General features: G+C 61.5%; 21 protein-coding genes and 1 tRNA gene. 14 read left to right on the top strand and 8 right to left on the bottom strand.

The window, feature by feature from the left end:
- The first annotated feature begins 41 nt into the window (after positions 1-41).
- The 6 genes from AB7951_RS19765 to AB7951_RS19740 are packed head-to-tail and all read left to right on the top strand — an operon-like array spanning position 42 to position 6,177.
- On the top strand, positions 42-785 hold the full coding sequence (locus AB7951_RS19765) for an SDR family NAD(P)-dependent oxidoreductase (protein WP_120288903.1): 744 nt from the start codon (positions 42-44) through the stop codon (positions 783-785).
- A gap of 6 nt (positions 786-791) precedes the next feature.
- Positions 792-1,973 (top strand): acyl-CoA dehydrogenase family protein, encoded by a 1,182-nt coding sequence (locus tag AB7951_RS19760; RefSeq protein ID WP_120288904.1) that lies wholly within the window; start codon positions 792-794, stop codon positions 1,971-1,973.
- Positions 1,974-1,994: 21 nt separating this feature from the next.
- Complete coding sequence (locus AB7951_RS19755; RefSeq protein ID WP_120288905.1) at positions 1,995-3,125, top strand: acyl-CoA dehydrogenase family protein; 1,131 nt, start codon at positions 1,995-1,997, stop codon at positions 3,123-3,125.
- Between the two features lie 41 nt (positions 3,126-3,166).
- Positions 3,167-4,354 carry an acetyl-CoA C-acyltransferase gene (locus AB7951_RS19750; RefSeq protein ID WP_089267528.1) on the top strand — a complete coding sequence of 396 codons (1,188 nt, stop codon included), beginning with the start codon at positions 3,167-3,169 and terminating at the stop codon, positions 4,352-4,354.
- Positions 4,355-4,391: 37 nt separating this feature from the next.
- Positions 4,392-5,399, top strand: coding sequence for an NAD(P)H-dependent flavin oxidoreductase (locus AB7951_RS19745; RefSeq protein WP_089267527.1), 1,008 nt, complete (start codon positions 4,392-4,394; stop codon positions 5,397-5,399).
- Between the two features lie 10 nt (positions 5,400-5,409).
- The gene (locus AB7951_RS19740; RefSeq protein ID WP_120288906.1) at positions 5,410-6,177 is read left to right on the top strand and encodes an enoyl-CoA hydratase; all 768 of its coding nucleotides are present in this window, start codon (positions 5,410-5,412) and stop codon (positions 6,175-6,177) included.
- A gap of 139 nt (positions 6,178-6,316) precedes the next feature.
- Here AB7951_RS19740 and AB7951_RS19735 read toward each other — a convergent pair.
- The 3 genes from AB7951_RS19735 to AB7951_RS19725 form a co-directional block, all read right to left on the bottom strand.
- Positions 6,317-6,391: transfer RNA gene (locus AB7951_RS19735), tRNA-Val, on the bottom strand.
- 169 nt (positions 6,392-6,560) lie between these two features.
- On the bottom strand, positions 6,561-7,823 hold the full coding sequence (locus AB7951_RS19730) for a hypothetical protein (RefSeq protein ID WP_120288928.1): 1,263 nt from the start codon (positions 7,821-7,823) through the stop codon (positions 6,561-6,563).
- Between the two features lie 135 nt (positions 7,824-7,958).
- Complete coding sequence (locus tag AB7951_RS19725; protein WP_089267524.1) at positions 7,959-8,543, bottom strand: DUF1134 domain-containing protein; 585 nt, start codon at positions 8,541-8,543, stop codon at positions 7,959-7,961.
- A gap of 113 nt (positions 8,544-8,656) precedes the next feature.
- Here AB7951_RS19725 and AB7951_RS19720 point away from each other — a divergent pair, with 113 nt between their 5' ends.
- A complete protein-coding gene (locus AB7951_RS19720; protein ID WP_199712043.1) occupies positions 8,657-9,151 on the top strand; it encodes a YHS domain-containing (seleno)protein in 495 nt (164 codons plus the stop codon).
- A gap of 7 nt (positions 9,152-9,158) precedes the next feature.
- Here the strand turns inward: AB7951_RS19720 and cysQ are convergent, their stop codons facing one another.
- Positions 9,159-9,995, bottom strand: a complete 837-nt coding sequence (gene cysQ / locus AB7951_RS19715) for a 3'(2'),5'-bisphosphate nucleotidase CysQ (RefSeq protein WP_120288929.1) — start codon at positions 9,993-9,995, stop codon at positions 9,159-9,161.
- A gap of 170 nt (positions 9,996-10,165) precedes the next feature.
- Between cysQ and chpT the strand changes: the two genes are divergently transcribed.
- The 6 genes from chpT (at position 10,166) to AB7951_RS19685 (ending at position 16,793) form a co-directional block, all read left to right on the top strand.
- Positions 10,166-10,813 (top strand): histidine phosphotransferase ChpT, encoded by a 648-nt coding sequence (gene chpT, locus AB7951_RS19710; protein ID WP_068737134.1) that lies wholly within the window; start codon positions 10,166-10,168, stop codon positions 10,811-10,813.
- Between the two features lie 200 nt (positions 10,814-11,013).
- Positions 11,014-13,728 carry a hybrid sensor histidine kinase/response regulator gene (locus AB7951_RS19705; RefSeq protein ID WP_120288930.1) on the top strand — a complete coding sequence of 905 codons (2,715 nt, stop codon included), beginning with the start codon at positions 11,014-11,016 and terminating at the stop codon, positions 13,726-13,728.
- Positions 13,729-13,739: 11 nt separating this feature from the next.
- Positions 13,740-14,234 carry a chemotaxis protein CheW gene (locus tag AB7951_RS19700; protein ID WP_120288931.1) on the top strand — a complete coding sequence of 165 codons (495 nt, stop codon included), beginning with the start codon at positions 13,740-13,742 and terminating at the stop codon, positions 14,232-14,234.
- A gap of 45 nt (positions 14,235-14,279) precedes the next feature.
- On the top strand, positions 14,280-14,645 hold the full coding sequence (locus AB7951_RS19695) for a response regulator (RefSeq protein WP_068737128.1): 366 nt from the start codon (positions 14,280-14,282) through the stop codon (positions 14,643-14,645).
- Between the two features lie 103 nt (positions 14,646-14,748).
- Positions 14,749-15,915: a protein-glutamate methylesterase/protein-glutamine glutaminase gene (locus AB7951_RS19690; RefSeq protein ID WP_093760980.1), complete on the top strand. Its 1,167-nt coding sequence runs from the start codon at positions 14,749-14,751 to the stop codon at positions 15,913-15,915.
- Positions 15,912-16,793: a CheR family methyltransferase gene (locus AB7951_RS19685; protein WP_093760978.1), complete on the top strand. Its 882-nt coding sequence runs from the start codon at positions 15,912-15,914 to the stop codon at positions 16,791-16,793. Before AB7951_RS19690 ends, AB7951_RS19685 begins: the two co-directional genes overlap by 4 nt.
- A 6-nt stretch (positions 16,794-16,799) precedes the next feature.
- Here the strand turns inward: AB7951_RS19685 and AB7951_RS19680 are convergent, their stop codons facing one another.
- The 4 genes from AB7951_RS19680 to ctrA all read right to left on the bottom strand — a co-directional run bounded on the left by AB7951_RS19680 (position 16,800) and on the right by ctrA (position 19,631).
- Positions 16,800-17,957: a glutathionylspermidine synthase family protein gene (locus AB7951_RS19680; protein WP_120288932.1), complete on the bottom strand. Its 1,158-nt coding sequence runs from the start codon at positions 17,955-17,957 to the stop codon at positions 16,800-16,802.
- A 6-nt stretch (positions 17,958-17,963) separates the two neighbouring features.
- Complete coding sequence (locus AB7951_RS19675; protein WP_120288933.1) at positions 17,964-18,362, bottom strand: hypothetical protein; 399 nt, start codon at positions 18,360-18,362, stop codon at positions 17,964-17,966.
- Positions 18,359-18,769, bottom strand: a complete 411-nt coding sequence (locus AB7951_RS19670; RefSeq protein WP_068737118.1) for a DUF350 domain-containing protein — start codon at positions 18,767-18,769, stop codon at positions 18,359-18,361. The genes AB7951_RS19675 and AB7951_RS19670 overlap by 4 nt, the downstream gene beginning before the upstream one ends.
- Positions 18,770-18,929: 160 nt before the next feature.
- A complete protein-coding gene (gene ctrA / locus AB7951_RS19665) occupies positions 18,930-19,631 on the bottom strand; it encodes a response regulator transcription factor CtrA (protein ID WP_068737116.1) in 702 nt (233 codons plus the stop codon).
- 372 nt (positions 19,632-20,003) lie between these two features.
- Between ctrA and fliI the strand changes: the two genes are divergently transcribed.
- Positions 20,004-21,329 carry a flagellar protein export ATPase FliI gene (fliI, locus tag AB7951_RS19660; RefSeq protein WP_089267515.1) on the top strand — a complete coding sequence of 442 codons (1,326 nt, stop codon included), beginning with the start codon at positions 20,004-20,006 and terminating at the stop codon, positions 21,327-21,329.
- The last annotated feature ends 73 nt before the right edge of the window (positions 21,330-21,402 follow it).

Here is a 21,402-nt window from a genome sequence, read left to right as displayed (position 1 = left end):
GTGGCGTTCGCCGCCGCGTACTCGCATCCGGGAGAACTCAGTTGAAAAAACGCAATGCAACAGTAGCCGTCGTTGGCGCAGGTGACTTCATCGGCGGCGAGATCGCCAAGAAATTCGCTGCGGAAGGTTTCACGGTCTTCGTGGGGCGCCGCCAGGGCGAGAAGCTCGAGCCGCTGATCAAGGAGATCGAGGCCGCGGGGGGCACCGTATTTGGGCGTGCTCTCGATGCGCGCAAGGAAGAGGAGATGGTGAAATTCATCTCCGATGCCGACGCTCATGCCCCTTTGGAGGTGTGCGTTTTCAATATCGGCGCCAACGTCAATTTTCCGATCGTCGAGACCACGGAGCGCGTGTTTCGCAAAGTCTGGGAGATGGCGTGCTATTCGGGATTCCTCGCTGGACGCGAGGCAGCGCGGGCAATGCTGGCACGCGGCAAGGGGAACATCTTCTTCACCGGAGCGACGGCAAGCCTGCGCGGCGGCAACGGTTTCGCAGCCTTCGCGAGCGCCAAGTTCGGTCTCCGAGCCGTCGCGCAATCGATGGCCCGGGAACTCGGGCCCAAGAACATTCATGTCGCGCACCTGATCATCGACTCGAGCGTGGACACGGAATGGGTGCGGCAGCTGATCACCAGCCGCGAAGGGCCGCAGGCAATGGAAAACCTCGATCCGAACCGTTTGATGCGGCCGGCTGCTGTCGCCGAGGCTTACTGGGCACTTTACCAGCAGCCGCGTGACGCATGGACGTTCGAGCACGAGATCCGGCCATTTGGCGAGAAGTGGTAGCTTGCCATGGAGCTGAATCTCTCTGCCGAAGATGCAGCCTTCCGCGATGAGGTTCGCTCCTTTATCGCGGAGCATTACCCCAAGGAAATGCGCGTCGCCAACCCGGAGACCGACCTGACCAAGGAGCAATCGCTTCTCTGGCACAAGATCCTACATAAGAAGGGTTGGATCGCGCCGCTCTGGCCGAAGGAGTATGGCGGACCCGGTTGGTCTCTCACCCAGCGCTTCATCTGGGACCAGGAGACCTCGCGTGCGGGGACGCTTCCTCCGCTCGCCTTCAGCGTGACCATGGTCGGCCCGGTCATCTACACGTTCGGGAAGGAGGCGCAGAAGGCGAGGTTCCTGCCACGCATATTGTCGGGCGAGGACTGGTGGTGCCAAGGCTACTCGGAGCCGGGTTCGGGGTCGGATCTAGCCTCGGTCAGGACCAAGGCGGTTCGTGATGGCGATCATTATGTCGTCAACGGGCACAAGACATGGACCACTCTCGCGCAGCACGCGGACTGGATCTTCTGCCTCGTCCGCACCGATCCGTCCGGGAAGCCCCAGGCAGGAATCTCGTTCCTGCTGATCGACATGAAAACGCCGGGTGTGACGGTTCGGCCGATCATCACGATCGACGGCTCACATGAGGTCAACGATGTCTTCCTTGAGGACGTGCGGGTGCCGATCGAGAATCTGATCGGCGAGGAGAACAAGGGCTGGACCTACGCAAAATTCCTCCTCGGCAACGAACGCACCAGCATGGCGGGTATCGGTCGTTCGACGCGGTACCTGCGGCGGCTCAAGGACATCGTCAGGGCGGAAATTCCCGAGGACGATCCGAGTTTCGCGGAGTTCATCCGTGAGATCGCCCGTGTCGAATTGGATGTGCTGGCCCTCGAAGCGACGGAATTGAGGGTTGTCGCGCAGATGTCGCGCGGTATCGATCCCGGCCCGGCCGCATCGCTCTTCAAGATCAGAGGCACCGAGATCTTCCAGCGCATTACCGACCTCACGCACCGCGCGATGGGCAATTACGGCGTTGCTCTTCGAGAGCATCCCGTCAGCGGGAACCGTTTCATGCCCGGGCCTGACTATGGGCATACGTCGGCGGAAAAATACCTCAACTCGCGCAAGCTCAGCATCTACGGCGGATCCAACGAGATTCAACGCAACATCATCGCGAAAGCCGTGCTCGGTCTTTGACCCGCACCAGGAGAGGCGTCCATGGACATCGAACTGACCGAAGACCAGGAATTGCTCCGCAACAGCGTGCAACGTTTCCTGAAGGATGAATACGGCTTCGATGACCGAGCGAAGATCGTCGCGGGCGAAGATGGTTGGAGTCGCGCGGTGTGGGCAAAGTTCGCCGACCTCGGTCTTCTGGCGGCACCGTTCGCGGAGGAATATGGCGGCCTCGGGAACGGCCCGCTGACGACCATGATCGTTATGCAGGAGTTCGGCCGCAGCCTCGTCGTCGAGCCATATTTCGAGACGGTCGTGCTGGCGGGAGGGCTAATCGAGGCATTGGGGACCGACGACCAACGCGGGGAATTGCTCGCCGAGATCGCAGCGGGCGAGGCGACGTGGGCGTTGGCCTGGGCCGAACCGGGATCTCGGTACAACCTCAACAAGGTATCGGTGTCTGCGGACCGAAGTGGTGATGACTACGTCCTGTCGGGAACGAAAGCCGCCGTGATCGGTGCTCCGTGGGCCGACCGGCTGATCGTCTCCGCGAGAACGTCCGGCCGAGATGGCGATCGTGACGGCGTGTCCCTGTTCATCGTCGACAGCCGGGCGGCCGGTCTACGCATGCAAAGCTACCGGACGGTCGACGGCAGGCGCGCCGCCGAGGTCACGCTGAAGGATGTTCGCATCCCGGCGGTCAACCTGCTCGGACGCGAAGGCCAGGGAGTCGTCGCGCTCGAGAGCTGTCGCGACCGCGGCATCGGCGGACTGTGTGCCGAGGCTATAGGCGCAATGACCGAGCTGAATGCGGCGACGCTAGACTACAGCAAGACCCGCAAGCAATTCGGCGTGACCCTCGGATCGTTTCAGGTGCTGCAGCACAGAATGGTCGACATGTTTATCGCGCTGCAGGAAGCCGTCTCGTTGATGCAGCATCTGACCCTGACGCTGGCGTCCAACGATGCCCATGTCACGAAGCTCGCCTCCGGTGCGAAGACAAAGGTCGGATATGCTGCGCGCTTCATCGGCGAACAGGCGATCCAACTGCACGGTGGCATGGGCATGAGCGACGAGCTCAAGGTCGGTCACTATTTCAAACGTATCGGCGCCATCGACATCCAGTTCGGCGACCCCGCTTTCCATCTGATGCGATTCGCCCACGCCGCATGACGCGCGGTCACGCCCGTCCCATCCAGCCAAGGAAATAATAAATGACCGAAGCCGTAATCGTATCGACCGCCCGCACCCCGATAGGAAAGGCCTATAAGGGCGCGCTCAACAATACCGAAGGTGCGACCATGATGGGACACGCCATTTCGGCGGCGCTCACCCGCGCGAACATCATAGGCGGAGAGGTGGAGGACGTGGTGATGGGGTGCGCCATGCAGCAGGGCACGACGGGATCGAACATCGCCCGCAAGGCTCTGCTTCGCGCCGGTCTTCCTGTCACGGTCGCCGGCACCACCATCGACAGACAGTGTGCGTCGGGGCTCCAGGCGATCGCGCTTGCCGCCCGGTCGGTGATCTTCGACGGCGTAGAGGTCGCGGTCGGCGGAGGCGGTGAATCCATTAGCCTCGTCCAGAACGAACATATGAACCAGTGGCACGCGGTTGACCCAGAGCTGCTGGCGATCAAAGGCGACGCTTACATCGCAATGCTGGATACGGCCGAAAACGTCGCAAAACGCTACAACATCTCTCGGGACGCGCAGGACGAATACAGTCTCGAAAGTCAGCGCCGCACCGCAGCCGCGCAGCAGGCCGGCCGCTTCAATGACGAACTGGCGCCGATCAAGACGACGATGGTCGTGACTAACAAGGAGACCGGCGCCATCTCCTACAACGAGATCACGCTCTCGGCGGACGAGGGCCCGCGTCCTGACACGACCGCCGAGGGACTGGCCAAAGTCAAGCCGGCGAAAGGGCCGGGCTACTCCATCACTGGCGGCAACGCGAGCCAGCTATCGGACGGTGCCAGTGCCACCGTTATCATGAGCGACAAGCTCGCCGCCCAAAAGGGCCTAAAGCCGCTTGGCATCTTCCGCGGCTTTGTGTCGGCGGGCTGCGAGCCCGACGAGATGGGAATCGGCCCGATCTTCGCAGTGCCTCGCCTTCTCAAGCGCCATGGTCTCACGATCGACGACATCGACCTTTGGGAATTGAACGAGGCATTCGCGGTCCAGGTTATCTACTGCCGCGACACGCTCGGCATTGATCCCGAGAAGCTCAACGTCAACGGCGGCTCCATCGCTGTCGGTCACCCCTATGGCATGACCGGCGCGCGGCTGACGGGTCATGCGCTGATCGAGGGGCGTCGTCGCAAGGCGAAGTACGCGGTGGTCACGATGTGCGTAGGCGGCGGCATGGGTGCGGCCGGCCTGCTCGAAATCGTTCACTGATAATCAGAAACCTAAACAGCGAGATTCGGAGACGATCATGAGAACCGCCATCACAGACCTCTTCGAGATCGAACATCCCATTATTCAGGGGGGCATGCACTATGTAGGCTTTGCCGAACTCGCCGCGGCCGTCTCGAATGCCGGTGGCCTGGGCATCATCACCGGATTGACTCAAAGAACGCCCGAGAACCTCGCGAAGGAAATCGCGCGCTGTCACGACATGACCGACAAGCCGTTCGGCGTGAACCTCACATTTCTGCCGACGTTCGACGCCCCGCCATATCCGGAATACATCGCCGCGATCAAGGAAGGTGGCATCAAGGCCGTCGAAACCGCTGGCCGAAGTCCTGAGCAGTACATGCCGGCCCTGAAGGAGGCGGGCATCAAAGTCATCCACAAATGCACATCCGTCCGCCATTCGTTGAAGGCGGAGAAGATCGGTTGCGACGCCGTCAGCGTCGACGGATTCGAATGCGGTGGTCATCCCGGCGAAGACGACATGCCAAACATGATTCTGCTGCCGCGCGCTGCCGAAGAACTGAAGATCCCGTTCGTTGCATCGGGAGGGATGGCCGACGCGCGTAGTCTGGTTGCGGCGCTCGCGATGGGCGCTGCGGGCATGAACATGGGCACCCGGTTCGTGGCAACCAAAGAGGCGCCCGTCCATCAGAACGTCAAGGATGCGATCGTCAAGGCGTCGGAACTCGATACGCGTCTAGTGATGCGCTCGCTGAGGAATACCGAGCGCGTTCTCAATAACGCCGGAGTCGAGCGGCTGATCGCAACCGAACAAGCTAAGGGCGACTCATTGGTCATCGGCGACATCATCAATGAAGTGGCGGGCGTGTATCCGAAAGTCATGGTCGACGGTGACATGGACGCCGGCGCCTGGAGCTGCGGCATGGTTGCGGGCCTCATCAACGACATCCCGACCGTCAAGGAACTGATCGATCGCATCATGGCGGACGCCGAAAGCATCATCCGCCAGCGCTTGACCGGTTTTCTTAACGCCTCTGCCTGCGAACCCCTGCGCGCCGCAAGCTGAGGACGATGGCATGACGGATCATTTGAAGACGGATGTCGTCGATGGCGTGATGACGCTCACGATCTCGCGTCCCGAGAAGAAGAACGCGCTGACCGGCGCGATGTACGACGCGATGTCGGAAGGCCTCGAACGCGCCGAAAGGGATCCTGCCGTCAAGGTCGTTCTGTTTCAGGGCGACGGCGACAGCTTCACCTCCGGCAACGACTTGGCGGACTTTGCCGCCCAGTCCACGGCAAACGAAACCACTGACAGTCCCGCGTTTCGCTTTATCGGCAATTTAGCAAAGGCGACCAAGCCGCTCGTCGCGGCCGTCCAGGGAAACGCCGTTGGTGTCGGAACCACGATGCTCCTGCATTGCGATCTGGTCTACCTGGCGGAGAATGCGCGCCTGATCACGCCTTTCGTCAACCTGGCGCTGGTGCCCGAAGCCGCGTCGAGTTGGTTGCTCCCTTCGCGGATCGGGCACGTAAGGGCGTATGCCATGTTCGCGTTGGGAGAGCCGATGGATGCGGTAACCGCACTTCAATGCGGACTTGCCAATGCCGTCGTCCCTATCGGCGATGTTCGTGCGAGGGCGGCGACCGCCGCCCTGACTTTGACGCTGCGTCCGACAGGCGCACTTCGCCATACAAAGCTTTTGATGCGGGAGCAGCAGGAAATGATTGAAAGGATCGCTGAAGAGAGCGCTCTTTTCAAAGAGCGGCTTCAGAGCGCGGAAGCTCGCGAGGCCTTCTCTGCCTTTGCAGAGAAGCGAAAGCCCGATTTCACGAAAGTCTAACTTGGCGGCTAGAGAGCTGCGCCGGCAATCCATGACGATGATCAAGCGCCGAAACGAGTGTGCCCCTGCTGTGCCCCAGCTTTTCCGGGGCACACTTCGAGGGAATAAGGCCGCTAAGTACTTGAATGTGCTGGAATAATGGTGGGCGCACAAGGGATCGAACCTTGGACCTCTCCCGTGTGAAGGGAACGCTCTCCCGCTGAGCTATGCGCCCGGGATGCCGTACAGACAAAAGGCCGGGCGGTAATGGCCCGGCGGGGACTGACGTCAGTGGCGCGATTTAGGGAATAGGGGGCGGGGGTGTCAAGCAAACCCTGCCGCAAGTCAGCACAATAAGTCCCCCCATCCGGCCATGCGGGCGATTTGGGTTCCTGGCCCGCGATTTAGCCCGGCTGCGGGGCGCGGGAGGCGTGGGACTGCAGCGCCCGGATCCGGTCGGCGAGGGTGCTGTTGGGGGCGAAACCTGCGTCATTGGCGGGGCGCGGCTGAGCTGTTGGGGCCGGTTCAGCGGCCAGAATTGCCTCGATGGGCGAATTCGGCCCTTCCAGTGTCATCGCCATTTTGGCCACTTCGGCCGCGATGTCGTTGATGCGCTCGCGCAGCAGGGCGTTTTCCATGCGCTCGGTGGCCCATGCGCTCTCGGCCTGCTGATGGACGCCGTTGAGGTCGCGCTGCAGCTTGGCGCGCTCCTCGCGGGCGGCGGCGAGCTCGGTCTCCACCGCGGCCTTCTCGGCGCGCAGCTTCTCGATGACGGGCGATCCCTTGGCGCCGTTCATGGCGGCGAGCTCGACGCGCAGGTCGCGCGCGATCTGTTCGGCGGCCTCATTGGCCTGACGCAACTGGCCGTTCTCGAAATCGCGCTCGGCGAGGATCTTGGTCTGGGTCGAGAGCTGGCTCTCGAGATCGGTGACGCGGGCGCCGAGCTGTTCGGCTTCGCGGACCTGAATGGTGAGCTGCTGATCGAGGTCAGTCACGCGCTGGCTGAGATTCTCGACGCGCGCGCGCGCCTCGGTCAGTTCACGCGTCGCGGTGTCGGACTCGCCGCGCTGCAGCTCCAGTCGGTGCTGCGTATTGGCGAATTCCTTTTCGGCATCGCCGACGCGGCCCTTCAATTCCTCGACCTGCGCACGCACGGCGATGAGCTCGACCTGGCGGGTGTCGGCCACCATGGAGCGGTCCGAGAGGTCGTGGTTCAGCTTGGCGAGTTCGCTCTGCTTGTCGCTCAGGGCCTTTTCGGCGGCGCGCAACGCTTCCGTCTTGCTGGTGAAGTCGGCCTCGGTGAGGCCGAGCTTTTCCTTCACGGCGGCTTCACGGGCTTCCAGCGCGAAGATCGTGGCGTTCTTTTCGCCGAGCTCAAGCTTCATGCGGTTGATAGCGTCGGACTTCTTGCCGAGTTCGGCGAGCTGGCTGGTGGTCTTGTTCTTGAGCTGGTCGACGCTCATTTCCAGCCGGCGTGCCGCCATCGCGAATTCCGCGCGCAACTGGTCCTTGTCGGCCTGGATTTCCGCCATCGACAGCGGCGTCGCGGCTTCGAGCCGGCGGGTGGTGAGGCGGACGGCGCGGTTATGCACCAGCGGCATGATCATCAGGCCGCAGAGCATCGAGATCAGAAAACCGATCGCCAAATACATGATCGGTTCAACCATGACGAATGCTCCCACGCTCTCAAAATGTAGCGGTTAGCATGCCATGGCACCGCCGGCAAAGACAGCGTAACGCCTCGTTAACCTTTATTCAGCCGTTCAGAAGCGCTTGATCGCGCGCCTTTCCGATCGAAGAGGTTAGAACGGGTTCCAGGTCGCGCTGGGGGTATATTTGAGATAGCCGATATTGGCGCCGAGCCGCAGGCCGAGACCCGAACGGATCGGCACCAGCACGACGTTGTTGGCCGTCAGTGCCGTCATGCCGAAGCCGCCGATGATGTAGGCGGAACCGTCGATACCGGCGAAGCGCTGATAGATCGCCTGGGTGGCGGGCAGGTTATAGACCAGCGTCATGGTGCGGGCGCCGTCGCCGCCCCAGTCGAAGCCGACCGAAGGGCCCTGCCAGTAGACGCGCAGATCGCCGGCATTCTTCGTATAGAGCGTACCTTCGCCGTAACGCAGGCCTGCCACAATCGCGCCGCTGCCTTCCTCACCGAGAATATAGCCGTTCGGCAGGCCCCACTGGCTGACGGCCTTTTCGATCACCGAAGCGAGGCCGCGCGAGACATTGCCGAAAAACCGGTGTCCGGCCGTCATGAGTTCTTCGGACCGATAGGTGTCCGGTGCGGCCTGGCCGCGCGGTGGTTGCTGCGCAGAAGCCGGCGAGAAGGCGAGCGTGAACGTGGCTAGCGCGACCGCTGCCAGGCGTGATGCGAAGGTCATGAAAAGAACCCCTGGTATTTCAAATTTGCGACCGCGGCTTTAACCGGATGCTGAGAAGCACGGTTTAACTCTGCAGTCATTGTCCCCGACTCCCTATACTATCGGTATCAACTATGACGGCACAACGGCGGGAATTGTCAGGCTGGAGCCGTGGAATTGCCTTGATTCTGCTGCTGGCGGCCGCTCTGGTCCCGACGGGCGCGCAGGCTGCGACCAGCGAGCGCGTGGTCACTGACCGATATACGGGTCTCGCAATCAGCGGTTTCGATCCGGTGGCCTATTTCACCGAAGGCCGCCCGACGCTGGGTCAGCCGGACTTCGAAATGTCGGAAGAGGGCACCGTCTGGCGCTTCCGCAATGAGGGCAACCGCGCCTCTTTCGCCGCTCATCCGGACATCTACGGTCCGCAATTCGGTGGCTATGATCCCGTCGATGTCGCCCGCGGGGTCGCCTTCGCCGGCAATCCGCGTTTGTGGCTCATTACGGGCGAACGCCTTTACCTGTTCGGCCGGGAGGAAACCCGCGATGCCTTTGCTGCGGCACCGGCCAAATATCTGCCCGGCGCGCGCAAGCGCTGGCCGGGCGTGCAGGATATCCTGGCGAAATAATGCGGGTTCAGCCGCGCGCGCTCGCGGTGGGGTCACCCCAGGCGATGAATTCCGGCACGATGAAGTCTTCCCGGTTGCCGCCGAAGCGAACCGCCTTGCCAAAGGTGTCGGTCACCTTGCCGCCTGCAGCCACCACCACGGCATGGCCCGCAGCCACATCCCATTCGCAGGTTGGCGCCAGCCGCGGATAGATGTCGGCCTGGCCCTCGGCCACGCGGCAGAATTTCAGCGCCGAGCCGAACTCCTGTCTGACAGCGCCGGGGCGGCTGGCGATGAAAGCCTCGGTTCGCTGGTCGCCATGGGAACGGCTGACCGCAGCGGTCCACGCTGCGCCCGCAGCGGGCGCTGCGCGGGTCCGGATCGATGTGACCTTGCGGATGGACAGGTCTGGTGCGAGTTCGACACGTTCTGCGCCGCGCCCGACCAGCCCGCGCCAGATCAGCCCGAGGGCGGGGGCGCCGACGATGCCGAGCAATGGTGCGCCATCGACGATCAGGGCGATGTTGACAGTGAACTCCTGGCGGCCGGCGACGAATTCCTTGGTGCCGTCGAGCGGGTCGATCAGGAACAGGGTGCCGGCATAAGGCGGTGTCGCCAGGTGCAGGCGCTCTTCGGACAGCGACGGGATTCCCGGAAACAGCCGGGCCAGTCCTTCGCCGATGACATGGTCGGCCGCGAGATCGGCTTCGGTCACGGGCGAGCCGTCGGCCTTGCCATCCACGGTCATGACAGTGCGGTTGACCTTGAGGATGGCGGCGCCGGCCTGCGCGGCGAGCTCGGTCAGCGGCTCCATCAGGACGGCAGCCCGCGCGGCATCCATGCGAGGTCGCGAATCATCCGTCATCGACTAGCCTTCATCCCCTGCATGTCATCCCCGTTCATTTCTACACGCGCCTGTTGCACCGGTGGACTGTGCCAGCCTTGTTGTGGTCGCGCCACCATCTGCGGTGTATCTAACCGTAAAGCAAATGCTTGATTCGCCGTTCATTCTGTGTGGCCCCAGGAGCGCATTTCATGTCCGACACTCCCACGCCAGGTCCGGCCCCCGATGCCCTTGAACTCGCGGCATTGCTCTGCTCGCGGGTCTGCCACGACCTGATCAGCCCCGTGGGCGCCATCGTCAACGGGTTGGAAGTGCTCGATGACAATCCCAAGCCGGAAGACAAGGAATTCGCGCTCGATCTGATCCGGAAGAGCGCCAAGACCGCATCGGCCCGCTTGCAGTTCTGCCGGCTCGCCTTCGGAGCCGCCGGCTCGGCGGGCGCGCAGATCGATCTCGGCGACGCGCAGACCATGTCGCGCGGTCATCTTGAAGACGCCAAGACCAAGATCGAATGGAATCTGCCGCGGCTTCTGCTGCCGAAGAACAAGGTCAAGCTGCTGCTCAACATGCTGGTAATCGCGCAGCAGACGATTCCGCGCGGCGGCGTGCTCAAGATCGATGGCATCGGCGAAGGTGAGCCGCAGGGTTTCAAGATCACGGCCGCAGGCCTCAACGCGCGCCTGCCGCAGGCCATCGTCGATATGCTGGCCTCGGAACAAGTTGGCAGCATCGATGCCCATGCCGTGCAGCCTTACTACACGCGGCTGCTGGCGCAGGCTTGCGGCCTCAAGGTGACCTTGGTGCCCGAAGGCGACGCCATCGTCGTCACCGCGATCTGATCGCAAACTCATTCAACTCTTAATGAACTCTTTACGAGTCCGCCGTTTGGCGGGCTCGTACGTGTGCGAGCATATAGCTAAATGTCGCATTCATTGTTTTTGGGAATGCTCAACTAATATTAAACGCTTTGCGGGGAAAGTAGCCAGACTTCGAAAGGCGTAGCGAAAGTCGCGAGCCTGGAGTGTGAAGGCCTATTTTCATGGATGATCTTCTCCGCGAGTTTTTGACGGAAACCAACGAGAGCCTGGATACGGTTGACAATCAGCTGGTCCGCTTCGAACAGGACCCGAATAACGCGAAAATTCTCGATAATATTTTTCGCCTGGTTCACACCATCAAGGGCACGTGCGGATTTCTCGGACTGCCCCGTCTCGAAGCCCTGGCCCACGCCGCCGAGACATTGATGGGCAAATTCCGCGATGGAATGCCGGTCACCGGAGAAGCGGTTACGCTCATCCTGACCACGATCGATCGCATCAAGGAAATCCTCGGTCAGCTCGAAGCCACGGAAGCGGAGCCGGAAGGCGTCGACGAGGATCTGATCGGCGAACTGCATCACATGGTCGAAAAAGGCATGGAATCGATGACTGAGTCCGCACCTCCGATCGCACCGGAAGCGCCTGTCGCGGCCGAGACGGCCCCGCTGATCGTTCCGACCCTCGAGCGTGAGCTGCGTCCCGGTGAAGTCTCGCTCGAAGAGCTTGAGCGCGCCTTCCAGGAAACCGCCATCGAAGTCGCACCGCCGGCAGCTGCAGCGCCTGTCGCGCCGCCGGCTCCGGTTGCTGAAAAGCCCGCCGCGCCGAAGGCTGTCGCTCCGAAGCCCGCTGCCAAGAAGACTGCAGTCGAGGTCGACCAGCCAGAAGCCGACAAGGTCGCAAACCAGTCGATCCGCGTGAACGTCGACACGCTCGAACATCTGATGACCATGGTCTCCGAGCTGGTGCTGACCCGCAACCAGTTGCTGGAAATCAGCCGTCGTCATGAAGACACCGAATTCAAGGTGCCGCTGCAGCGCCTGTCCACCGTGACCGCCGAACTGCAGGACGGTGTCATGAAGACCCGCATGCAGCCAATCGGCAACGCCTGGCAGAAGTTGCCGCGTATCGTGCGCGATCTGGCCGGCGAACTCGGCAAGCAGATCGAACTCGAGATGCACGGCGCCGATACCGAACTCGATCGCCAGGTGCTCGACCTGATCAAGGATCCGCTCACCCACATGGTGCGCAACTCGGCGGATCACGGCCTCGAAACGCCGGCTGAGCGCGCTGCCGAAGGCAAGCCGGAGCAGGGCACGATCCGTCTGTCCGCCTATCATGAAGGCGGCCACATCCTGATCTGCATCGCCGACAACGGCCGTGGCCTCAACACCGAGCGGATCAAGGCGAAGGCGATCTCGAACGGTCTGGCCACCGAAGCCGATATCGAGAAGATGTCGGAAGCCCAGATCCACAAGTTCATCTTCGCACCGGGCTTCTCGACTGCAGCTGCAGTTACCAGCGTCTCCGGCCGCGGCGTCGGCATGGACGTGGTGCGCACCAATATCGATCAGATCGGCGGCACCATCGACATCAAGTCGGTCGCCGGCGAGGGCTCCAGTGTCACCATCAAGATCCCGCTCACGCTGGCCATCGTGTCCGCGCTGATCGTCGAAGCCGGTGGTGATCGCTTCGCGATCCCGCAGCTCGCGGTCGTCGAACTGGTGCGTGCACGCGCCAATTCCGAACATCGCATCGAGCGCATCAAGGACACCCCGGTGCTCCGCCTGCGCAACAAGCTGCTGCCGCTGATGCATCTGAAGAAGCTGCTGCAGATCGATGACGGCTCGTCGGCCGATCCGGAGAACGGCTTCATCGTCGTGACCCAGGTGGGCAACCAGACCTTCGGCATCGTCGTCGATGGCGTCTTCCACACCGAAGAAATCGTCGTCAAGCCGATGTCCACCAAGCTCCGTCACATCGGCATGTTCTCCGGCAACACCATTCTGGGCGATGGCGCGGTGATCATGATTGTCGATCCGAACGGCATCGCGCAGGAGCTTGGTGCTCTGGCATCCAACGCTCACGAGATCGCCGACGAGAACGCCGCAATGCGCGCGATGAATGCAGAACAGCTGACGTCGCTGCTGGTGTTCCGCGCCGGCTCCGCACAGCCCAAGGCGGTGCCGCTCGGTCTCGTCACGCGCCTCGAAGAAGTGGGCGTTGACAAGGTCGAGCTGTCGAACGGCCGCTACATGGTCCAGTACCGCGATCAGCTGATGCCGCTGGTGCAGATGGAAGGCGTGACCGTCCGTACGTCGGGTACCCAGCCAATCCTCGTTTTCGCAGACGACGGTCGCTCGATGGGTCTCGTCGTCGACGAAATCGTCGATATCGTCGAAGAGCGCCTGCATATCGAAGTGGCCAGCGGTCGCGAGGGGATCCTGGGCTCCGCTGTCATCAAGGGTCTCGCGACCGAAGTGATCGACGTCGGTCACTTCCTGCCGATGGCTTTCGCCGATTGGTTCTCGCGTAAGGAAATGCGTGTCTCGGCAACCGCCCAATCGGTGCTGCTGGTCGACGACTCAGCGTTCTTCCGCAACATGCTCTCGCCCGTGCTCAAGGCTGCCGGCTACAAGGTACGCGTCGCCACCAACGCCCAGGAAGGTTTGTCATTCCTGCGCTCGGGTCAGGAGGTCGACGTAATCCTCACCGACATCGAAATGCCGGATATGAACGGCTTCGAATTCGCCGAGACCATCCGTGCGGATCAGAAACTCAGCCACACGCCGATCATTGCTCTCTCGGCGATGATCTCCCCGGCTGCCATCGAGCGCGGTCGCCTCGCAGGTTTCCATGATTACGTCGCCAAGTTCGATCGCCCCGGCCTGATTGCGGCGCTCAAAGAACAGACCACCGAAGTTCGCCAGGCTGCGTGAGGGAAATCGCAATGACCACCGCCACTACGACCACCACCACCACCAAGGCTCCGAGCGCTGACGGCGCGATCACCGAATACGTGACCACCATGATCGGTGGACAACTGTTCGGCATGCCGATCTCGCGCGTGCAGGACGTGTTCATGCCCGAGCGTCTGACCCGCGTGCCGCTGTCCTCCAGCGACGTCGCCGGCGTGCTCAATCTGCGCGGTCGAATTGTGACCGCGATCGACATGCGTTCGCGCCTTGGCCTGCCGAAGAACGATGACGGCAAGCCACCGATGGCTGTGGGCGTCGATCTCCGCGGTGAATCCTACGGCTTGCTGATCGATTCGATCGGCGAAGTCCTGAAGCTTGCCGATGAGAGCCGTGAGGTGAATCCGGTCAATCTGGATCCGCGCATGGCCAAGATGGCCGATGGCGTCCATCGTCTCGATGGGCAACTGATGGTCGTACTCGACGTTGATCGCATCCTTGAAATCTCGCCTGACAAGCTGGCCGCCTAAGACCAGCACTTGGACAATTTTGTCCGCGGTGAAAATGAGGCTCACATGAAGACATGTCTGGTTGTCGATGACTCCAGTGTCATCCGTAAGGTCGCCCGTCGGATTCTCGAAGGTCTCGATTTCGAGATCACCGAAGCTGAAGACGGCGAGAAAGCGCTCGAAATCTGCAAGCAGAACCTGCCGGACGCTGTTCTGCTTGATTGGAATATGCCGGTGATGGATGGCTACGAGTTCCTGCGTAACCTGCGCCGCATGCCGGGCGGTGACGTTCCGAAGGTCGTGTTCTGTACGACGGAGAACGACGTGGCCCACATCGCGCGCGCTCTGCACGCCGGCGCGAACGAATACATCATGAAACCGTTCGACAAGGAAATCGTGTCGGCGAAGTTTCAGGAAGTCGGCCTGATCTAAGTTCTACGCCGGAATTGCGTATTCCACTTCCGGCGCCCGCCTTTTTGTTTGTGCATTTGTTTTGTCAGTGCATTTGTCGCGTTGTGTTGCGTCCGGTGAGTTCATGAGTGTTGATGTGATAAGTCCTCCTGTTGTCGATTCGCGGTATGAGCCACTGCGAGTCATGGTGGTGGACGACTCCGTCGTCATTCGCGGCCTGATCTCGCGCTGGATCGAGGCCGAGCCTGACATGGCCGTCGCGGCGTCGCTTCGTACTGGTCTCGATGCCGTCAACCAGATCGAGCGCATCAATCCCGACGTTGCGATTCTCGATATTGAAATGCCGGAGCTCGATGGCATTTCGGCGCTGCCGCAGCTGCTGGCGAAGAAGCGGAATCTCATTATCATCATGGCGTCGACGCTGACCCGCCGCAACGCGGAGATCAGCTTCAAGGCGATGTCGCTCGGCGCCGCCGACTACATTCCGAAACCGGAGAGCACCCGGGAGATTTCCGCAGCCGACATCTTCAAGCACGACCTGTTGCAGAAGATCCGTCATCTTGGCGCGAAGGTTCGCCGCCTGAAGTCGGCGACGACGCCGTCGATCGTGCCGGCTCCCGCGGCGCGTGAGGCTGCACCGTCTTTCAAGTCCGTGACATCAGTCGCCGCACAGGCGCAGCTCGTGAAGCGTCCTTTCAGCGCCACGATGCCACGCGCGCTGCTGATCGGTTCGTCCACTGGCGGGCCGCAGGCCCTGATGACGCTGGTTGCCGAAATCGGCGCCGTGATCGACAAGGTGCCTGTTCTGATCACGCAGCATATGCCGCCGACCTTTACGACCATTCTTGCCGAACATCTCGCCCGGGCCAGCAAGCGTCCGGCTCGCGAAGGTGTCGATGGCGAAATCGTCAAGGCCGGTCAGATCTACCTCGCACCGGGCGGCAAGCATATGCGCGCCGTCAAGCAGGGTGCCAACATCGCCATCGCGCTCGATGACGGTCCGCCGGTGAATTTCTGCAAGCCTGCTGTCGATCCGCTGTTCACGTCTGCCATCGACGTCTGGCACGGCGCCATTCTCGCCGTCGTGTTGACAGGCATGGGTTCGGACGGCATGCGCGGCGGCAAGGATATCGTCGCGGCTGGCGGCAATGTCATCGCGCAGGACGAAGCATCGAGCGTGGTGTGGGGTATGCCCGGCGCTGCCGCCAATGCAGGCATCTGCTCGGCTATCCTGCCGCTCAATCAAATCGGTTCGAAAGTGGTTCGTCTTTTCTCGGGAGATCGGTCATGACACCGGCAGACTATGATTTCCTGCGCAAGTTCCTGAAGGAGCGCTCGGGTCTCGATCTGTCTGCTGACAAGCAGTATCTGGTCGAAAGCCGGCTGATGCCGCTCGCGCGCAAGGCCAACCTGTCGGGCATTGAAGAGCTGGTCCAGAAGATCAAGAACGGCTCGTCCACGGTTGCGTCCGACGTGGTCGAGGCGATGACCACCAACGAAACCTTCTTCTTCCGCGACAAGCTTCCATTCGACCATCTGCGTGACGTCGTGCTGCCGGAGATGATCCAGGCACGTGCCGCCCGCAAGAGCCTGCGGATCTGGTGTGCGGCTGCGTCCACCGGTCAGGAGCCGTATTCGATCGCGATGACCATCAAGGAAATGAGCGCCCAGCTCGCCGGATGGCGGATCGAGATCATCGGCACCGATATCTCGCAGCAGGTGCTTGAGAAGTCGAAGTCGGGCATCTACACCCAGTTCGAAGTGCAGCGCGGATTGCCGATCCAGCTGCTGGTCAAATACTTCAAGCAGACCGGCGAGATGTGGCAGATCAATCCGGAGATCCGGTCGATGATCCAGTACAAGCCGCTCAATCTGCTGCAGGACTTCTCCAGCATGGGCAAGTTCGACATCGTCTTCTGCCGCAACGTGCTGATCTATTTCGATCAAGACATGAAGACGCAAATCTTTGGCCGCCTTGCCAAGTGCACGGAGCCCGATGGCTTCCTGGCGCTGGGCGCCGCAGAGACCGTTGTCGGTCTGACCGACGCGTTCAAGCCGCATGCCGACAAGCGTGGCCTGTACCGTCCGAACGTCGTCCGTGCCGCACCGTCGATCGTGCCGAGCATGACGCCTGTAGGTCTGAAGGCCGCTGCTTCGCCGGCACGCTGAGCGCCGTCACAGGATCGCGTGCGGAATGAAGCGTGACATGTTGCCGGTGATCGGATTCTCATCCTCGCGGATCGAGAGCCCGCATGGCACGTCATCGACCAGCCAGCTGCCCAGCACCGGATACTGATCCGCAAAGGTCGGCAGTGGCATCAGCATCTGCCGGATGAAGCCTTCTTCGCCATAGGGACCGGGCTGCGCATCGATGGCGCTGCCGCCGCTCACAAGCGTGACATTGGCGCCTTCGCGCGAATAGAGCGGCTTGCGCACATAGGATGTGCCGAGCTCAGCGGCTGCAGCATCATCGTCGAAATAGGCCGGCAGCAGGTTCGGGTGGTTCGGAAACATCGCCCATAGCAGCGGCAGGATGCCCTTGTTGGACAGAATGGCTTTCCATGGTGGCTCGATCCAGCGCGTCGATGCGCCTTTCAGACGGCCGCCGAATGCCTCGCGGAACATCCACTCCCACGGATAAAGCTTGAACATCAGGTCGATCGGCTGGTCCTTGAGATCGACGAAGTGCCCGCTGTCGGCATAACCGATGTCCTTGATGTCGATCAGCGCCGGTGTGAGGCCGCCTTGCTGCGCGACATCGGCGAGATACTGTACTGTGCCGCGGTCCTCGGCATTGTCCATGGCGGCTGCGAGATGAATGGCTTTGTCGGCGCCGATCTTGCGCCAGGCCTCGATGAGCCGCTCATGCAGCGAGTTGTATTGATCGGCCCGCTTCGGGATGATCTGGCGCTCGATCGCCTGTTCGAGCCAGGTCCATTGAAACACCGCGGCCTCGAACAGTGAGGTTGGCGTGTCCGCATTGTATTCGAGCAGCTTTGCCGGGCCTTTGCCGTCGAACTGGAAATCGAAACGGCCGTAGAGACTGGGATCGCTCCGTTGCCAGCTTGCGGCGATGAAGGTCCAGTAGGCCTGCGGGATCTTCAGCAGCCGCAGATAGCGCTCATCCTTGACCGCACGGCTCACCAGCTCGCGGCACATCGCGTTGAGTTCGGCAGTCGGAGCCTCGATCTGACGCTCGATCTCATCCAGCGTGAAAGCGTAGTAGGCGCGCTCGTCCCAATAGCGGTCGCCTGCCTCGGTATGAAATACGAAGCCTGTCGCGGCTGCGGTGGCCTGCCAATCGTCACGCTCGGAACATGCGACGCGTTGCATGAGAAACTAGCCGCCGCCGGAGAAATGCGAGGCGAAGGAGCCGAAGCCACCATGGGTTACGTGGCTGCTGCTGGATGACGAGCTGTCATATCCGCCGCTGGATGACGATCCGGCGCTGGCGAAGTTGCTGCGTCCGGAGGAACTGCTGCTGCCCCCTGAATAGCCATGGCCGCCGGAGGATGACGACGAACTGCGCTGCTGACACTCCTGCTGCTGGCCGGCGATGGCCGCGCGGTTCGGGTCGCAATGTTCGCTCGGCATCAGCGCATAGGCGCCGCCGCCCAGGGCCATGGTGCCCATGAGCAAGAGCGCCACGTGGTTGGAGCGTTTGCGCGACGGGACTTCCTCAGGCATCGGCTGCACGGGTCGGCGCTTGCCGAAGTTCTTTGCGGGCCCGCTTGTCATGGCGAATACACCATGGAGGCAGCGTTCAGCACGCCGGCAGCAAGGGAGGCGAGGCCGAGCCAGAGGGCCGGGGCCATCTCGCCATTGGCTATGCGATCCGACAATTGCGGCACCGGAATGCGGAGAATGAAATAGACCGCGATCTGCACGATCAGCGCGATGATCGCCCAGATCAGGCAGTCGACCACATTGGCGGAGTGGACGATCGCGCTGGCCACCGGCAGCACGAAGCCGAGCAGGCTGAGCCCGAGCGCGATCGCAGCTGGCGCGCAATCCTTGCGGATCAGTGCGAACTCGTCATGTGCGGTTACGCGCAGATAGACGAACAGGTAGAGCATCACGGCGACAATGCCGGTGCAGAAATAGACCAGAAAGGCCGGCAGCCCGACCAGAGATTGCAGAACCATTCCGCCCCCGAAATGTGCGCCAAACATGATCGCTTGGTATTCGCCTATGGCATTCGTCGCTGTAAGCAAAGGGTGGGTTCATCCACGCAAACAAAAACCCCGCCTTTCGGCGGGGTTTCGTGAGAACTTTCGGGGAGTGACGCTTAAGCCGGCTTGAAACTCAGGCCGGGATGCGGATCTCTTCTTCGTGCGGTTCGCGGAGCACATAGCCACGGCCCCAGACGGTTTCGATGAAGTTGCGGCCTTCGGAAGCATTCGCCAGCTTCTTGCGCAGCTTGCAGATGAAAACGTCGATGATCTTCAGTTCGGGCTCGTCCATGCCACCATAGAGGTGGTTGAGGAACATTTCCTTGGTGAGGGTGGTGCCCTTGCGGAGCGAGAGCAGCTCCAGCATCTGGTATTCCTTGCCCGTCAGATGGACGCGCTGACCGCCGACTTCCACCGTCTTGGTATCGAGATTGACCACCAGGTCGCCGGTCTGGATGACCGACTGGGCGTGGCCCTTGGAGCGGCGCACGATCGCATGAATGCGGGCAACCAGCTCGTCCTTGTGGAAGGGCTTGGTCATGTAGTCGTCGGCGCCGACGCCGAGACCCTTGACCTTGTCCTCGATGCCGGCAAGGCCCGAGAGAATGAGGATCGGGGTCTTGATCTTGGACACCCGCAGCTGCTTGAGCACATCGTAACCGGACATATCCGGCAGATTGAGATCGAGCAGGATAATATCGTAGTCGTAGAGCTTGCCGAGATCGACGCCCTCTTCTCCGAGATCCGTCGTATAGACGTTGAAACTCTCGGATTTGAGCATCAGCTCAATCGACTGCGCAACGGCGCTATCATCTTCAATTAGCAAAACGCGCATGCCAGTCCCCTTTAGTCGCCGCTCCGGGCGTCAGGTCGGCCGCCATACTTGCGGCACCAAAAAACGCCTACGAACAACTGATTCGGATCCTGACTGGATATGGTTAACAAAACCTGATTCTTCAGCGCAAGCTCTAATCGTGCAATTTTTGTCGAATCGCCATAAGATGTTGCAGCAAAGACTCTTTTTGTACCCGTACCCGCTCAAGCTCCACATTAAGAGCCGGACCTAACCGACTCCATCGACTCGCCCCTTCATTCTGATGGCGCGAATGCTCTCAGTCATCCAAGACAGTGACGTAATGATTAACGATGCGGGTAAACACGGGGTTAAGGCCGAGCCGGCAATGAAGCGAAACTTAAGGGTTTTGCAATGAAAGCCCTTGCGGAACAGATTACTGACCTCGATGGCGTCAATATTTACGGCCGGGTGGTCGGTGTTCGCGGGTTAATGGTTGAGGTCGCCGGGCCGATCCACGCGATGTCGGTCGGTGCCCGCATTACCATCGAGACCGGCACCAGCCGTTCCATCCCTGCCGAGGTGATTGGTTTCAGTGGCGACAACGCCGTGGTGATGCCCTTTGCCGGACTGGAAGGCGTACGTCGCGGCTGCCGGGCGGTGATCGCCAATGCCGCCAGCCAGGTGCGGCCCTCGATCGCCTGGCTCGGCCGCGTCGTGAACGCCATGGGCGAGCCGATCGACGGCAAGGGGCCGTTGCTGCAGGGCCCGGCACCGATGCCGTATCGCGCGTCTCCGCCGCCGGCGCATTCTCGCAAACGCGTCGGCGCGCCGCTCGATCTCGGGGTGCGCTCGCTCAATACCTTCCTGACCTGCTGCCGCGGCCAGCGTATGGGCATCTTTGCGGGCTCCGGCGTCGGCAAGTCGGTCTTGCTGTCCATGCTGGCACGCAATGTCGATGCCGACGTGTCGGTCATCGGCCTGATCGGCGAACGTGGCCGTGAAGTGCAGGAGTTCTTGCAGGAGGACTTGGGCGAAGAAGGTCTCGCACGCGCCGTCGTAGTCGTGGCTACTTCGGACGAGCCTGCACTGATGCGGCGCCAGGCGGCCTATCTGACGCTGTCGATCTCGGAATTCTTCCGCGACGAGGGCAAAGACGTCATGTGCATGATGGACTCGGTCACGCGTTTCGCCATGGCGCAGCGTGAGATCGGCCTGTCCGTCGGCGAGCCGCCAACTGCAAAAGGCTATACGCCGACGGTGTTTACCGAATTGCCGAAGCTGCTGGAGCGGGCAGGGCCGGGCACCGATGAAGGCTCGATCACCGGTATCTTCACGGTGCTGGTCGACGGCGACGATCACAACGAACCCGTTGCGGACGCCGTGCGCGGCATTCTCGATGGCCATATCGTGATGCAACGCGGTATCGCCGAACGTGGCCGCTATCCTGCTATCAATATCCTGAAGTCGGTGTCGCGAACCATGCCGCGGTCCTGCGATCCAGCCTATTTGCCGACGATCACGCGAGCCCGGCAGATCATGGCGACCTATTCGGATATGGAAGAACTGATCCGGCTTGGTGCCTATCGCGCCGGTTCCAGTCCGGAAGTGGACGAGGCGATCCGGCTCCATGAGCCGCTTGAGGCATTCCTGCGGCAACGCAAGGACGAAGTCTGCGGACTGGCTCAAGGCTATCAGCAACTGCAACAAATCGTTGGTGGTTTGGAAACGGAACGCTAACTTTGTCAGGCCATCATGACCCTCAGAGAAGAATTTCGGCCGGTCAGCCCCTTGCGGTTGTCCGGTTGTGTCC

The organism is Tardiphaga sp. 285_C5_N1_2, assembly GCF_052076065.1.
GTDB lineage: Bacteria > Pseudomonadota > Alphaproteobacteria > Rhizobiales > Xanthobacteraceae > Tardiphaga > Tardiphaga robiniae.
The sequence above is the reverse complement of the archived record's forward strand: the minus strand, read 5'-3'. Positions and strand labels throughout refer to the sequence as shown.